The organism is Streptomyces sp. NPDC060194 (genome assembly GCF_042728285.1).
Classification (GTDB): Bacteria; Actinomycetota; Actinomycetes; order Streptomycetales; family Streptomycetaceae; genus Streptomyces.
Genome location: NZ_JBHWZH010000033.1, coordinates 21,854 through 36,286 on the forward strand (window position 1 = coordinate 21,854; position 14,433 = coordinate 36,286).

Consider the following 14,433-nt stretch of genomic DNA (forward strand, 5'->3'; position numbering starts at 1 on the left):
CTCGTGGGCTCGTTTTTTTTAATAAGCCCCCGGCGGGGGGGGGCGGCCCCGCCGAGGGGGGAGGGGCCGCCGCCCGTCGGAGGGAGCGTCAGAAGCACTCCATCTTCGGGTCGGTGCCGAGCTTCATGCTCAGACCGCTGAGCTTGAACGTGCCCGCGGAGGTCGCCCAGGCGGTCTGCTCGACCTTCTTCAGCACCGCCTCGTCGGCCTGCTGGGCGAAGCCGTTGGGGTTGACCCGCTTGTTCGACACCTCGTCCGGCTTCACTCCGGGGCCCTTGGTGCTCGATCCGGCGGCGACGCCGATGTCGATGTTCCTGAACTCGGCGTCGGCCTCCAGCTGGGCGACGTCGATGTACAGGTTGTCCGCGGCGACCGGCGTGCCCTTCCCGCCGGCCTCCAGGCGCAGGTACACCGCGCCGAGCCCCGGCACCGGGGTCCTCACCGACTGGCAAAGATTCTTGATCGTCGCCGACTTGAAGGCCGAGATGGCCACCGGGTGGTTCTGCGTCTTGCCGTCCAGGTCGACGCCCGTGTCGACCCCGCCGTACTGGACGAAGCCCTTCCCGACGAGTTCGGGCGTGCTCACCTTGAACGACTGCCCCGACACGCTGAACGACGCGGCGAGCGCGCCCTGCGACAGGGCGACCCCGATCGCCGCGGTGGCCGCCGCACTGGGAACCATCACAACGGCGAACCGCCGCCACCGCGTCCCGCCCCGAGCCGTGGACTCCATGACCTTCCTCCTCATCCGGACGTCTCCCGCGGAGCCGGGCCGGGTCCGCCGGAGCGCGCACCGCCCGCGCTCCGCGACGGAGAAGCGCTGCGCCGCCGGAAGGGTCCGCCGCAGGCCGCGCTGACGCGCCCCGCCGGCCGGTCCCCGCTCCGGGCGACCACCACCGGTCACGCGGACGGCCGTCCGCGCCACCTCGGGCAGGACCCGCCCCGCGGCGGCCGTCACCTGCCCTGACCAGCGCGTCTGACGCCGGCCGCCCGAGGAGACCATCACCGATGGACCGGGCCCGGCCGATCGTGGTGCATTCGTGGCCCGTACACAAGACTTCGCGTTACCCCGGGGTAACAGGACGGCGACGCGTACGGTGCCGAGCGCGGTCGACCGGACACCGACGGTGTGGACACCTCGTCAACGGCAGCGGGCATCACGGGGCGGAACGGGACAGACCACCGACTCCGACTTACTCCGAGTAACACGCGACCGCGCTCTACCAATTTTCGGTAAAGCGCGGTCGCGTCGGTGTTTGCGGTTGTGATGCGGGGGCCCGTGGCGCGGGGCTCAGAACAGGACGCGCGCCAAGCCCTGGCGGGCGGCCGTGACCCGCGGGTCGTCCGACCCGATGACCTCGAACAGCTCCAGCAGACGCAGCCGTACGGTGTTCCGCTCGTCGCCCGCCGTCCGGCGCACGGTCTCGATCAGCCGGCCGAAGGCGTCCTCGACGTGCCCGCCGACCAGGTCCAGGTCCGCGGCCGCGATCTGCGCCGCCACGTCCGCCGGCTTCGCCGCGGCGTCCGTCCGCACCTGCTGCGGGTCGAGGTCCCGCACCCGGGTGAGCAGCTCGGCCTGCGCGAGCCCGAGCTTGGCCTCGCTGTTCCCCGGGTCGTCGCTCAGCACGTTCCGGTACGCCTGCACCGCGCCGCCGAGGTCGCCCGCGTCCAGCGCGCGCACCGCGGCCTCCAGGAGCGCGTCGTACGGGCCCGGCGGCTCCTCCGCCGCGGGTGCGTCGGCCGGTGCGGAGGGGTCGACGACGATGCCCGTCAGGCCGAAGCGCTCCTCGCCGACCTGGACGAGCTGGTCCAGCGTCTGCCGGATCTGGGCCTCCGGGGCCGCGCCCTGGAACAGCGGCAGCGCCTGGCCGGCCACCACCGCGAACACCGCGGGGATGCCCTGGATGCCGAACTGCTGCATCAGCATCTGGTTGGCGTCGACGTCGACCTTCGCCAGGACGATCCGGCCGTTGTACTCGACGGTCAGGCGCTCCAGGAGCGGGCCGAGCTGCTTGCACGGCTCGCACCACTCGGCCCAGAAGTCGATGACGACCGGGACCTCCGTCGAGCGCTGGAGCACGTCGCGCTCGAACCCGGCCTCGTCGACGTCGAACACCAGGCTCGCGGGCGCGACGCCCGCGGCCTGCCCCCCGCCCGCCCGCGCCGCGGCCGCGCGGGCCTCCTCCGCCTTCTGCCGGGCCTCGCCCGCGGCCTTCACCGCGGCGAGGTCGACGACTCCGCTCATGGACATGTTCCGTGGCTGCATACGTACATCCTCCCCCCTCCGGAGGCGTGCGCCGCCCGCGTCTCGCTCAGGGTGAACGCCGAACCCCCCGCCCCGCGGGGCGGGGGACAACGGGGTGCGGGGTGCGGTCGCATGCGCCGGGCACAGCGAGGTGGGCGACATTGCCACCGCGCCGCACTCGACCCCACCCCAGCCGGCAAAGAGCTCCAGCCCGGCCGGCGCTTGAGGCCACCGGGCGGAGCCCGGTACCCGCCGGCAGGCGGAACGGCGCCCGCCGAGGGACGTGGGGAAGGGGTGGGTGGGGGCGAGAAAGCCGGGGCGGAGCCCCGGGGTCAGTCCGCCGCCGGGAGGCGGAGGGTGAGGCGGGCACCGCCGGAGGGGGGCGCGTCGAGGGCGAGCGTGCCGCCGTGGCGGACGGCGATGTCACGGGCGATGGCGAGCCCGAGCCCGGCCCCGCCGTCGTCACGGGCGCGCGCGTCGTCGAGCCGCACGAACCGCTCGAAGACCCGCTCCCGGTCGGCGACGGGAACACCCGGCCCGTCGTCGGTGACGGCGAGCACGACGCACCCCCCGTCGCGGCGGACCTCGACGGACACCGAACCCCGCGCGTGCCGGACCGCGTTGTCGAGCAGGTTCCCCAGCACCCGCCCCAACTGGCCCCGCGACCCCCGCACGTCCAACCCCTCCGCGGCGACCGACACCCCCACCCCGCCGCCCCGCTGCGCGACCTCCTCCCGCACCAGCTCACCCAGCGCCACCCGCCCGCGCACCGGCCGCTCCCCCGCGTCCAACCGCGCAAGGAGCAGCAGGTCCGCCGCCAACGCCTGCAACCGCACCGTGTCGACGACCGCCCCCTCGACGTCGAGCAACTCCGGATGCGCCGCGCCCACCTCCAACTGCGTCCGCAAGGACGCGATCGGCGACCGCAACTCGTGCGACGCGTCCGCCACGAACCTCCGCTGCCGCTCCACGGACGACTCGAGCGCCGCGAGCGTCTCGTTCGTCGTCCGCGCCAGCCGCGCGACCTCGTCGTGCGAGGCCGGCTCCGGCACCCGGCGGGCCAGATCCTGCGACGCCGTGATCGCGGCCATCTCCGCCCGGATCCCCTCGACCGGCCTCAACGCCCGCCGGGTGACCAGCCACGTCACCCCGGCCACGACGCCGATCAGCACGGGGAACCCGATGAGCATCACCGTCGCGGCCGTCGCCACCGCGCTCTGCTCCGGCGACAGCGGCGCCCCCGCGTACACGGTGTACTCCTCCCCCGCCGGGCTCTCCGCCTCGACCGCCGCGAACCGGTAGTCCTCGTCGTCCCCGTCGACCGTCGCCGACCCCGACGCGTGGTCCACGTCCTCCGACACGTCCCCCTCGCCGTCCCCGCCGTCCCCGCCGCCGCCCCCGCCCCGCACCGCCTGCGGCTCCACCGCGTCCGTCCCCGTCCCCGAGATCGCCTCCAGCCCCTCGCCGACCGCGACCACCCGCCCGTCCGCATCGACGACCTGCACGGGCGCGTCCTCGGTGTCGGGCAGGCTCAGCGCGTCGAACGCGGTGCCGCCGGCGATCTGCCGGCCCACCGAGCTCGCCTCCGCGCCGGCCTGCGCGTCGGCCTGCCCGATGAGGTTCGCGCGCAGCGACAGCAGCACCGCCGCGCCCGCCGCGAGCAGCGCGACGGCCACGACGAGGGTCGCGCCGAGCGTGGCCCTGGCCCGTACGGAGGCGAACCGGGGCCGCCTCACGACGGCCTCGCGGAGAGCCGGTAGCCCGCCCCGCGGACGGTGACGACGGTCTCCGCGCCCAGCTTGCGGCGCAGGGTGCTGACGTAGACCTCGACGATGTTGGGGTCGCCGTCGTAGGCGAAGTCCCAGACGTGCTCCAGGATCTCGGCCTTGGAGACGACGTCCCCGGCCCGCACGGCGAGCTGCTCCAGGACCGCGAACTCCTTGGCCGTGAGGACGATCTCGTCGTCCCCGCGGTGCACCCGCCGCGCCCCGGTGTCGATCCGCAGCCCCGCGACGGTGACGACGGGCGACGCCCCGCCGGCCGCGCCCCGCCGCCGCAGCAGCGCCTTGATCCGGGCGACGAGCACCACGTACGAGAACGGCTTGGTGAGGTAGTCGTCGGCCCCGGTGTCGAGCCCCTCGGCCTCGTCGTACTCCCCGTCCTTCGCGGTGAGCATCAGGATCGGCACGTCGTTGCCGGCCGCGCGGAGCGCCGCGCAGACCCGGTAGCCGTTCATCCCGGGCAGCATGATGTCGAGCACGACCAGGTCGTACGGCTCCTGCCCCGCCCGGTGCAGCCCCTCCAGGCCGTCGTGGACGACGTCCACGGCGTACCCCTCGGCCGTGAGCCCCTTGGCCAGCGACAGGGCCAGCCGCCTCTCGTCCTCCACGATCAACAGACGCATGCGTCCAGGGTGGCAGGCGGAAGCTGAAGCGGCCTTCAGGTGGGTTCAGCGGGGGTTCAGGCCGGCGGGTGCAGCGTGGTGGACGTCCTCGGAAGGAGGGCGAACGGACACCACCCTCGGGAGGAACCCCCATGAAGCGCAATCTCGTGATCGCCACGGTCGCCGCGGCCGCGTTGATCGGCGGCGGTACGGCGACGGCGGTGGCCGTCGGCTCGGACGACGACGCCCCGGCGAAGAAGTCCAGCGTGCAGGTCCGCGAGGACGCGCAGGACGACGGCGACGACGCGAAGGAGGAGGCCGCGGAGGCGAAGGACGACGCCGCGCAGGCGAAGGCCGCGAAGCTCTCCGTCGACGAGGCGATCGCCAAGGCGCTCGCCGGCACCCCCGGCGCCGCCGTCTCCGCCGAGCTGGACTCCGACGACGGCAACCTCGTCTGGGACGTCGACATCCTCGGCGAGGGCGCCGAGGGCGGCTGGACGAGCGTCCAGGTCGACCCGGGCGACGGCAAGGTCCTCGGCACCCACAAGGACGACGACTCCGACGACGGCGCGCAGGCCGTCCGCGACGCCCTGAAGGGCGCCGGCACCACCGCGTCCGAGGCCGCCGAGGCGGTCGCCGGCGCGAAGGACGGGACGGCCGTCACCGCGGTCGAGCTGGACGACGACGGTCCGGACCGCGTCTGGCACGTCGAGACCACCAACGCCGCCGGCGAGCAGCAGGAGTGGCGGGTCCCGCTCGACGCGACGGACGTCACCGCCGCCCCGGCGGACCAGGACGACGCCGACGACGACGGCTCCGACGACGACTGACCGCCGTCCGCCCCGCCCGTCGCCCCCACGCACCTGGCCCCGGCTGCAGCAGCCGGGGCCAGGTGCGTTCGTTCGGGGCGCGGAGGAGCCGCGCCCGCGTCAGCCGCGCCCGCGCACCTGGCGCAGGTTGTCCGCGACCGGCTTCATCGCCGTGCGGAGGTCGGCCAGCTGCTGGGGGGTCAGCAGGTCGATGAAGTGCCTGCGGACCGAGTCCACGTGGTGGGGGGCGACCCTGCGCATGGTGCTCATGCCGTCGTCGGTGAGCACGGCGTAGAGCCCGCGCCGGTCCGACTCGCAGTTCTCGCGGCGGACCAGGCCCGCGTTCTCCATGCGGGTGATCTGGTGCGAGAGACGGCTCTTGGACTGGAGGGTGGCGCTCGCGAGATCGCTCATCCGCAGCCGCTTCTCGGCGGCCTCGGACAGGTTGACGAGGATCTCGTAGTCGTTCATGGTCAGACCGAAGGGCTGGAGGTCCTTCTCCATCTGGTACGTCAGAAGCCGGTTGACGTCGAGGTAGGTGCGCCAGGCGCATTGCTCCTCGTCGGCGAGCCAGCGGACGTCGTTCTGGTCGACTGCTGCTTCGGCTGCGGTGGCGGTTTCCGTCTCCATGGATTCGACTCTACCTAAAAAGTTGAATAGTGAACGAATGTGGGGGATGCGACGACTCTCACACCCCGCACGGCAGAACCGCGCGAGACGCTCAGACGTTCGACGTCACACCCCGCACACTACCGCTCACCGAACGCCTCCGAGGATGCCCCGGCTCTCAGGCCGGGGGAATCGGGCGCCCACAGGGCGGGAACGGGGGCCGAATGACCGTCAGGGCTGTTCGATTTCCCTGCGGCAGGGCGGTAGTCACCCTCGATGCGTGCAAGATCTCGGAGTTGAGGGGCCGGCGGTTCGTCTTGGTCTGTGCGGTGAGTCAGGCGTGGAGGTCGATGGGCAGGCGGAGCGAGATGCGGGCCCCTTCATGGTTCATGCCCCGGTGCTCGTAGTAACGTAGTGCGATGGTGTCACTGCGGAGAGTCGTCGAGGGGGTCGGGTACGCCCGCTATACCTACCGCCTCCGCGTTTCGTCCACGGCTCTCGCCGCCTCGACGCCGAGTGGGCGCGCTGCCGGTGGATCTGGAACGAGTGCGTGGCCATGTCCCGCAAGGTCCACGATCTGAACAGGGGTGCCACACAGAAGGTGACGTGCGGTCCGGTTCAGCTCGACAAGATGCTGACCGAGGCCCGCGCCACCATGGGATGGCTTCGTGCTGGGGCTTCGGTGCCACAGCATCAGACCATCCGCGAATTCGGCACCTCCCGCGCCAAGGCGCTGAAGGACATCAAGGCAGGGCTGTCTGTGCGGCAGCGCGCCGGGATGCCCCGCATCAAACGCAAGCGCGACGCGTTGCCGTCGATGAACTACACGCGGCGGGGCTTCAGGATCAAGGACAGCCGCCTCTGCCTCGCGGGCGGCATCGTTTTGACCGTGGTGTGGTCCCGCGAGCTGCCCGCGGACCCGACGTCGGTCCGGGTGTACCGGGACAGCATCGGCCACTGGTACGCCTCGTTCGTCGTCGAGACCGCCGCCGAGCCACTGCCCGCCACAGGACGGGCGATCGGCATCGACTGGGGTGTCAAGGAGACCGCCACCACCACCAGCGACCGCCACGACCTTCCCCACCCGGAGCACGGGAGGACGGCTGCGCGGAGACTCGCCCGGCACCACAGGCAGATGGCGCGCCGCAAGCCCGCGCCGGGCAAGGCGGCGTCGAAGGGCTACCGGGCCGCGTCCCGCGCGGCGGCCAAGGTCCACAAGAAGGTGGCCCGGCAACGCCAGGACACCGCCCGCAAGTGGGCCAAGGCGGTCGTGCGCGACTTCGACCAGCTCGCCGTGGAGGACTTTCGCCCCAGGTTCCTCGCGAAGTCCACGATGGCCCGGAAGGCCGCCGACGCGGCGATCGGCGCGACCAAGACCGCGCTGACCGAGATGGCCCGCAAGCACGGCCGCATCGTGCACCTCGTGCACCCGGCCCACACCACGATGGACTGCGCACGGTGCGGTGCGAGAACCAAGCACGCACTCCCCCTCTCCGAACGAACGTACACGTGCACCGCGTGCGGAGCCTCGTCCCCCAGGGACAAGAACTCCGCCCGCGTGATGCTCGTCCGGGCTGGTCTCGACCCGGCTGGTGCCGATGGCGGAAGACCTCCGGGAGCGCCGCTCCCGGAGGCGGCCTGAGCCAGGAATCCCCACCCTCCAGGGAGGGGAGGATGTCAAAAACCGAAGCGACGTTGGAGGTCCCCCAGTTGTCCCGGGGCCCTCGGCAGGCCCGAGGGCTGACCTGGCACTCCGTGCCCGGGGCCGCCGCCGGGAACCCCCGCCTGGTGCGGAACGGCGCCGGTGGCGAGGTCGGGCATCAGCACCTCGGTGGACTGGACGAGCACCGTCCCGGCGCCGACGAACTCGAACTGGTGCTCCTCGCCGGACGCCCCGCCGATCCCCGCCATCGTCCGCAGCCCGCCGAGCACGCCCCGCATGTAGCCGTGGTCGTAGTGGTGGCACGGCGAGGGGCAGTCCGCCCAGCCGACCAGCGCCTGCGGGTCCACCCGCAGCGGCGGCTCCATGAACACCACCGGACCGTTCGACGCCGCGACGAACTTCCCCGTGCCGATCAGCGTCAGGAAGCCCGGCACGATCGACTGCTTCAGCGAGAGCGAGGGCTGGAACGCCAGCAGGTTCCCCGACCGGATGGTGAGGTTGCCGTCCTCCAGGTCGTAGGAGTTGACGTCGAAGGCGCGGTCGGCGAGCAGCATCTTGCCCTGCCCCTCGGCCACCACCCAGTCCCCCGCGTGCATCGGCGAGTGGAAGCTGGACCGCATCAGCCCCTCGAACCGCCCGTGCCCGAAGCCGGAGAAGTCGATCCGCCCGTAGTAGGCGATCATCTTCCCCTTCTGCAGAAACCACTGCCCCTTGAGCTCCACACAGAACGTGTACGCGTTGACGTTGTCGTCCGACGGCAACGTGTACGGATCGAACACCTGCGGCCCACCGGGCCCGGTCGGGATGCTCACAGCCTGTCCTCCGAAGCCTGGACGTAGACCGCGCCGTTGCCGGAGAGTTCGAGTTGGAACGCCTCGCCGGAGCCGCGGCCGACCATGTCGCGCCAGCCGAGCGCGGTGGAGAGTTTGTTGCGGACGTCGCCGTGGTGGGCGACGTACGCCTGGGGGTCGACGTGGACGGGGCGCTGCGGGGTGATCGGCAGCTCGATGACGCCGCCGTGCGCCATGACGGCGACCGCGCCGTGGCCCTTGAGGGTGGTGGTGAACAGCCCCTGGCCGGTGACCTGGCCGCGGACCATGCCCATCACGCCGCCCTGCGAGCCCATGAACATGGTGCCCTGCTGGAGGGTGCCGTCGAAGGCGAGCAGCCGGTCGGCCTCGACGTAGAGGGTGTCGCCGGCGAGCTGGATGACCTGGATGTGGTGGCCGCCGTGGCCGAACATCACCGTGCCGCTGCCCTCGACGGTCATCAGCGGGGTGGTCTCGTTGGCCACCCGGCGGCCGATCATCGAGCCGATGCCGCCCTGGCCGCCCTGCATGTTGGGCGTGAAGGACACCTCGCCGCGGTAGGCGATCATCGCCCCGCGCTGGCTGAACATCCGCTGCCCCGGCACGACGGTCGCCTCGACCATCTTCGAGTTGATCTCGCGGAACGGCATCAGACGTCGCCCCCGATCGTGTTGCGCTCCGAGGGCTGGACGTAGACGAGCCCGTCGCCCTCGAAGCGGATCTGGAAGGCCTCGCCCGAGCCCTCGCCGATGAAGGTGCGGAAGTTCACGCCGGACTGGAAGTGCTGCTGGAGCCGGCCCTGGTGGGCGATGTACGCGCCGGGGTCGACCTGGAGCGGGTACTGGGGGGAGACCCGGAGCACGACGGCGGGCCCGTCGGAGGTCAGCGCGGCCTGGCCGTGGCCCTCCACGGTCGTGGTGAACAGGCCGCCGCCGGTCGCCCCGCCGCGCAGGCCGGTGAACGTGGTGCCGGTGCGCAGCCCGGCGTCCGTGCACAGGAGGTTGCTGGCCTCCACGAAGAGGGTGTCGCCCTGGAGGTTCACCAGGTTGATCTCGCTCGCCCGGTCCGCGAACCAGCAGGTCCCGTGCCCCTTCACCTCCATCACCTCCATCTGCTCCCCGGTCAGCCGGCGGGTCACCATCCCCCGCAGCCCGTCACCCCCGCCGGACAGCTTCTTGAACGCGACCTGGCCGTCGTAGGCCACCATCGCGCCGTTCTTCGCCTTCACCGCGTCGCCGGCCATGTCTACGGCGAGCACCTTGCTGCCTTGCAGTCGGAATTGAGCCACGCGGTGACGGTAGCGGGCGGAACGGCCGCGCGGACAGGGGTCCGCCTCCGTGCGGACGGCCCCCGGGTCAAGGCGCGGCAAAGCGGCTGCCACAATGGGGCCGCACGCTTGTGCGTCCGTTCACAAGATCCCGAGCCCGAAGGTAGCCCCCGTGGACCTCTCGACCGCCTCCGCCATCCACCGCCTCCGCCTGGTCTCCGCACCGGAGGCGGTCTCGTTCCTGCTGCTCCTGGTGTGCTCGGTCCTCAAGCGGACCACCGACTTCAACGCCGTCCCGGTCATGGGGGCGATCCACGGCGTGCTGTTCGTGGTCTTCGTGGTGCTGTGGGCGGACGCCTGGCGCCGGGCGAAGTGGGCGCTGACGACCGCCGCCTGGTACTTCGTCCTCTCGGTGCTCCCCTTCGGCGGCTTCGCGCTGGAGCGCCGCCTGAAGCGCGACGCCGACGACGCCGTCGTCGCCTCCCGCGCCCGCAAGCAGGACGTGGTCGGCGCGTGATCGTCGCCTTCTCCGTCACCCCGCTCGGCGTCGGCGAGGACGTGGGCGCGTACGTCGCCGACGCCGTGCGCGTGGTGCGCGAGTCCGGGCTGCCGCACCGCACGGACGCGATGTTCACGAGCGTCGAGGGCGAGTGGGAGGAGTGCATGGACGTCGTGCGCCGGGCCGTCGCCGCGGTCGAGGCGCGCGCCCCGCGCGTCTCGCTGGTGCTGAAGGCCGACATCCGACCGGGGACCACCGACGGGCTGACGTCGAAGGTGGCGACCGTCGAACGGCACCTCGCGGAATGAGCGGGCGCACACCTCTGGCCAGGGCCTGACCGAAACGCGAGACGGAGCTGACCGGTATGTGACCGCCCGGTAAGGTCGGTGCCGTGCCGAAGCCGCTCAGTCTTGCCTTCGACCCCATCGCGCGCGCCGACGAGCTCTGGAAGCAGCGCTGGGGCAGCGTCCCGTCGATGGGCGCGATCACCTCGATCATGCGCGCGCACCAGATCCTCCTCGCCGAGGTCGACGCGGTCGTCAAGCCGTACGGGCTGACCTTCGCGCGCTACGAGGCGCTGGTGCTGCTGACGTTCTCGCAGGCCGGCGAGCTGCCGATGTCCAAGATCGGCGAGCGGCTGATGGTCCACCCGACCTCGGTCACCAACACCGTCGACCGGCTGGTGCGCTCCGGCCTCGTCGCCAAGCGCCCCAACCCCAACGACGGCCGCGGCACGCTCGCCTCGATCACCGCCAGGGGCCGCGAGGTGGTGGACGCGGCCACCCGCGACCTGATGGCGATGGACTTCGGGCTCGGCGTGTACGACGCGGAGGAGTGCGGCGAGATCTTCGCCCTGCTGCGGCCGCTGCGGGTCGCCGCGCAGGACTTCGACGACTCCCGGGGCGCGGGCGCGGCGGAGTAACCGACGTCACCGCCCCCCGGGGCCGATCCGCCCGGAACGGGTGGTTACGCTCGACGGCATGAAGCCGAGTGTTCTGAACCGCTACCGCGTCATGGCGTACATCACCGCGGTGTGGCTGCTGGTGTTCACCGTGGCGATCATCGCCAAGTACGGGTTCGATACCGGGGACACCATGGTGATCTCCCAGATCCACGGTGTGCTCTACATCGTCTACGTGGTCTTCGCGTTCGACCTCGGCTCCAAGGCGAAGTGGCCGTTCGGGAAGCTCCTGTGGGTGCTCGCGGTGGGCTGCATCCCCTTCGCGTCGTTCTTCGTCGAGCCGCGGATCACCCGCGAGGTCCGGCCGCTGCTGGCCGGCGGTTCGCGCCCGGCGGCCGTGAAGGCGTAGCCGCCGGAGCACCGAGCACGTCGAACGCCCGTCACCACTGTGCCGGGCGTTTCGTCATCGACAAATACTAGGACGTCCTAGTAAATTCGTGGGTATGGACGCTGACGCCATCGCAGAGGGCCGCGCACGCTGGCAGGCCCGGTACGACGCCTCGCGCAAGCGGGAGGCCGACTTCACCACGCTCTCCGGCGACCCGGTCGAGCCGGTGTACGGGCCCCGGCCCGGGGACGTGTACGAGGGCTTCGAGCGGATCGGCTGGCCGGGCGAGTACCCGTACACCCGCGGGCTGCACGCGACCGGCTATCGCGGCCGCACCTGGACCATCCGGCAGTTCGCCGGCTTCGGCAACGCGCGGCAGACCAACGAGCGCTACCGGCAGATCCTCGCCAACGGCGGCGGCGGGCTCTCCGTCGCCTTCGACATGCCGACGCTCATGGGGCGCGACTCCGACGACCCGCGCGCGCTCGGCGAGGTCGGGCACTGCGGGGTGGCGATCGACTCCGCGGCGGACATGGAGGTGCTGTTCGAGGGCATCCCGCTCGGGGACGTCACCACGTCGATGACGATCAGCGGGCCGGCCGTCCCCGTCTTCTGCATGTACCTGGTCGCCGCCGAGCGGCAGGGCGTCGACCCGGCGTCGCTCAACGGCACGCTGCAGACGGACATCTTCAAGGAGTACATCGCCCAGAAGGAGTGGCTCTTCGAGCCCGAGCCGCACCTGCGGCTGATCGGCGACCTGATGGAGCACTGCGCGCGCGACATCCCCGCGTACAAGCCGCTGTCCGTCTCCGGCTACCACATCCGCGAGGCCGGCTCCACGGCCGCGCAGGAGCTCGCGTACACCCTCGCCGACGGGTTCGGGTACGTGGAGCTCGGCCTCTCGCGCGGGCTCGACGTCGACGTCTTCGCGCCGGGGCTCTCGTTCTTCTTCGACGCGCACGTCGACTTCTTCGAGGAGATCGCCAAGTTCCGCGCGGCGCGGCGGATCTGGGCGCGGTGGATGACGGAGGTCTACGGGGCGCGCACCGAGAAGGCGCGCTGGCTGCGGTTCCACACGCAGACGGCCGGGGTCTCGCTCACCGCGCAGCAGCCGTACAACAACGTCGTCCGCACGGCGGTCGAGGCGCTCGCCGCGGTGCTGGGGGGCACGAACTCGCTGCACACCAACGCGCTGGACGAGACGCTCGCGCTGCCGTCGGAGCAGGCGGCGGAGATCGCGCTGCGGACGCAGCAGGTGCTCATGGAGGAGACCGGGGTCGTCAACGTCGCCGACCCGCTCGGCGGGTCCTGGTACGTCGAGCAGCTGACCGACCGGATCGAGGCGGAGGCGGAGGCGGTCTTCGAGCGGATCCGGGAGCGCGGGCTGCGGGCGCATCCGGACGGGCGGCACCCGATCGGGCCGATGACGTCCGGGATCCTGCGGGGGATCGAGGACGGGTGGTTCACCGGGGAGATCGCCGAGGCGGCGTTCCAGTACCAGCGGGCGGTGGAGAAGGGCGACAAGCGGGTCGTCGGCGTCAACGTCCACCACGGGTCCGTGACCGGGGACCTGGAGATCCTGCGGGTCTCGCACGAGGTGGAGCGGGAGCAGGTCCGCGAGCTGGCCGCGCGGCGGTCGTCCCGCGACGACGCGCGCGTCCGTGCGGCGCTCGCCGAGATGCTCACCGCGGCGCGTTCCGGCGCCAACATGATCGCCCCCATGCTGGACGCGGTCCGTGCGGAGGCCACCCTCGGCGAGATCTGCGACGCGCTCCGCGACGAATGGGGCACCTACACCGAACCCCCCGGCTTCTGAGGTGCGGGGGCTCCGCCCCGCACCCCCGTACCGCGCCTCGCGGCCCGCACCACCCGCAGGGGGGCGTCAGGCGGCCGGGTCCTGGCCGAGGCCGGCCAGGAGTTCGTCCGCCGCCGCGTAGGGGTCGAGGGACCCGGAGGCGACCCGCGCGGCGAGCGCGTCGAGCCGCCGGTCGCCACGGAGGTCGGCGATGCGTTCCCGCAGGGACGTGACGGCGATCGTCTCGACCTCGCGCGCCGCGCGGGCGGTGCGGCGGTCGGCGAGCACCCCCCGCTCGTCCATCCAGGCGCGGTGCTTCTCGAGCGCCTCGACGACCTCGTCCACGCCCACCCCCCGCGCGGCGACGGTCTTGACGACGGGCGGACGCCAGTTCCCGGGCCCGCGGGACTCCGCGAGCCCGAGCATGTGGTGCAGCTCGCGCGCGGTCGCGTCCGCCCCGTCGCGGTCCGCCTTGTTGACGACGTAGAGGTCGCCGATCTCCAGGATCCCCGCCTTCGCCGCCTGGATGCCGTCGCCCATGCCGGGGGCGAGCAGGACCATGCTGGTGTCGGCCTGCGAGGCGATCTCGACCTCGGACTGCCCGACCCCGACCGTCTCGACGAGGACGACGTCGCAGCCGGCCGCGTCGAGGACGCGGATGGCCTGGGGCGCGGCCCAGGCGAGCCCGCCGAGATGGCCTCGGGTGGCCATGGAGCGGATGTAGACGCCGGGGTCGGAGGCGTGGTCGCTCATCCGCACCCGGTCGCCGAGCAGCGCCCCGCCGGAGAACGGCGAGGACGGGTCGACGGCCAGGACGCCGACCCGCTTGCCCGCCCGCCGGTACGCGGAGACGAGCGCGGAGGTGCACGTCGACTTCCCCACCCCGGGCGAGCCGGTGAGGCCGACGACGTAGGCCCCGCCGGTGAGCGGGGCGAGCGCCGCCATCACCTCCCGGAGCTGCGGGGACGCCCCCTCGACGAGGGAGATCAGCCGGGCGACCGCACGCGGCCGGCCCTCCCGCGCCTGCGCGACCAGTTCGGGGACGTCCACCATCAGAGCTCCGTT

15 protein-coding genes and 1 pseudogene are annotated in these 14,433 nt (G+C 72.4%); 7 read left to right on the forward strand and 9 right to left on the reverse strand.

Going from position 1 to position 14,433, the window contains the following annotated elements:
- Positions 1 to 88: 88 nt before the first annotated feature.
- The 4 genes from ACFWEG_RS10145 to ACFWEG_RS10160 form a co-directional block, all read right to left on the reverse strand.
- Positions 89 to 733, reverse strand: coding sequence for a DUF6230 family protein (locus ACFWEG_RS10145; RefSeq protein WP_387211633.1), 645 nt, complete (start codon positions 731 to 733; stop codon positions 89 to 91).
- Positions 734 to 1,291: 558 nt separating this feature from the next.
- Positions 1,292 to 2,266 (reverse strand): tetratricopeptide repeat protein, encoded by a 975-nt coding sequence (locus tag ACFWEG_RS10150; protein WP_387211636.1) that lies wholly within the window; start codon positions 2,264 to 2,266, stop codon positions 1,292 to 1,294.
- Between the two features lie 311 nt (positions 2,267 to 2,577).
- Entirely contained in the window at positions 2,578 to 3,981 is a 1,404-nt protein-coding gene (locus ACFWEG_RS10155; RefSeq protein WP_387211639.1) for an ATP-binding protein, read from the reverse strand.
- On the reverse strand, positions 3,978 to 4,649 hold the full coding sequence (locus ACFWEG_RS10160; RefSeq protein ID WP_387211642.1) for a response regulator transcription factor: 672 nt from the start codon (positions 4,647 to 4,649) through the stop codon (positions 3,978 to 3,980). The genes ACFWEG_RS10155 and ACFWEG_RS10160 overlap by 4 nt, the downstream gene beginning before the upstream one ends.
- A 131-nt stretch (positions 4,650 to 4,780) precedes the next feature.
- Between ACFWEG_RS10160 and ACFWEG_RS10165 the strand changes: the two genes are divergently transcribed.
- A complete protein-coding gene (locus ACFWEG_RS10165) occupies positions 4,781 to 5,458 on the forward strand; it encodes a PepSY domain-containing protein (RefSeq protein WP_387211645.1) in 678 nt (225 codons plus the stop codon).
- A 99-nt stretch (positions 5,459 to 5,557) separates the two neighbouring features.
- Here ACFWEG_RS10165 and ACFWEG_RS10170 read toward each other — a convergent pair whose 3' ends face one another.
- Positions 5,558 to 6,067: a MarR family winged helix-turn-helix transcriptional regulator gene (locus ACFWEG_RS10170; protein ID WP_387211648.1), complete on the reverse strand. Its 510-nt coding sequence runs from the start codon at positions 6,065 to 6,067 to the stop codon at positions 5,558 to 5,560.
- 398 nt (positions 6,068 to 6,465) lie between these two features.
- Between ACFWEG_RS10170 and ACFWEG_RS10175 the strand changes: the two are divergent.
- Positions 6,466 to 7,688, forward strand: a pseudogene (locus ACFWEG_RS10175) (RNA-guided endonuclease InsQ/TnpB family protein).
- A gap of 35 nt (positions 7,689 to 7,723) precedes the next feature.
- On the opposite strand, the gene ACFWEG_RS10180 reads toward ACFWEG_RS10175, so the two are convergent.
- The 3 genes from ACFWEG_RS10180 to ACFWEG_RS10190 are packed head-to-tail and all read right to left on the reverse strand — an operon-like array spanning position 7,724 to position 9,806.
- Complete coding sequence (locus ACFWEG_RS10180; protein WP_387211713.1) at positions 7,724 to 8,515, reverse strand: AIM24 family protein; 792 nt, start codon at positions 8,513 to 8,515, stop codon at positions 7,724 to 7,726.
- A gap of 2 nt (positions 8,516 to 8,517) precedes the next feature.
- Positions 8,518 to 9,168, reverse strand: coding sequence for an AIM24 family protein (locus ACFWEG_RS10185; RefSeq protein WP_387211651.1), 651 nt, complete (start codon positions 9,166 to 9,168; stop codon positions 8,518 to 8,520).
- The gene (locus tag ACFWEG_RS10190; protein ID WP_387211654.1) at positions 9,168 to 9,806 is read right to left on the reverse strand and encodes an AIM24 family protein; all 639 of its coding nucleotides are present in this window, start codon (positions 9,804 to 9,806) and stop codon (positions 9,168 to 9,170) included. Before ACFWEG_RS10190 ends, ACFWEG_RS10185 begins: the two co-directional genes overlap by 1 nt.
- 151 nt (positions 9,807 to 9,957) lie before the next feature.
- On the opposite strand from ACFWEG_RS10190, the gene ACFWEG_RS10195 reads away from it, so the two are divergent.
- The 5 genes from ACFWEG_RS10195 (at position 9,958) to ACFWEG_RS10215 (ending at position 13,389) form a co-directional block, all read left to right on the forward strand.
- A complete protein-coding gene (locus ACFWEG_RS10195; RefSeq protein ID WP_387211657.1) occupies positions 9,958 to 10,302 on the forward strand; it encodes a DUF3817 domain-containing protein in 345 nt (114 codons plus the stop codon).
- Positions 10,299 to 10,592, forward strand: coding sequence for an MTH1187 family thiamine-binding protein (locus ACFWEG_RS10200; RefSeq protein WP_387211660.1), 294 nt, complete (start codon positions 10,299 to 10,301; stop codon positions 10,590 to 10,592). Before ACFWEG_RS10195 ends, ACFWEG_RS10200 begins: the two co-directional genes overlap by 4 nt.
- Positions 10,593 to 10,675: 83 nt before the next feature.
- Positions 10,676 to 11,206, forward strand: a complete 531-nt coding sequence (locus ACFWEG_RS10205) for a MarR family winged helix-turn-helix transcriptional regulator (RefSeq protein WP_387211663.1) — start codon at positions 10,676 to 10,678, stop codon at positions 11,204 to 11,206.
- Positions 11,207 to 11,264: 58 nt separating this feature from the next.
- Complete coding sequence (locus ACFWEG_RS10210) at positions 11,265 to 11,594, forward strand: DUF3817 domain-containing protein (protein ID WP_387211666.1); 330 nt, start codon at positions 11,265 to 11,267, stop codon at positions 11,592 to 11,594.
- 94 nt (positions 11,595 to 11,688) lie between these two features.
- Positions 11,689 to 13,389: a methylmalonyl-CoA mutase gene (locus tag ACFWEG_RS10215; RefSeq protein WP_387211669.1), complete on the forward strand. Its 1,701-nt coding sequence runs from the start codon at positions 11,689 to 11,691 to the stop codon at positions 13,387 to 13,389.
- Positions 13,390 to 13,455: 66 nt separating this feature from the next.
- On the opposite strand, the gene meaB is transcribed toward ACFWEG_RS10215, so the two are convergent.
- Positions 13,456 to 14,421, reverse strand: a complete 966-nt coding sequence (gene meaB, locus ACFWEG_RS10220; RefSeq protein WP_387211672.1) for a methylmalonyl Co-A mutase-associated GTPase MeaB — start codon at positions 14,419 to 14,421, stop codon at positions 13,456 to 13,458.
- Between the last annotated feature and the right edge of the window lie 12 nt (positions 14,422 to 14,433).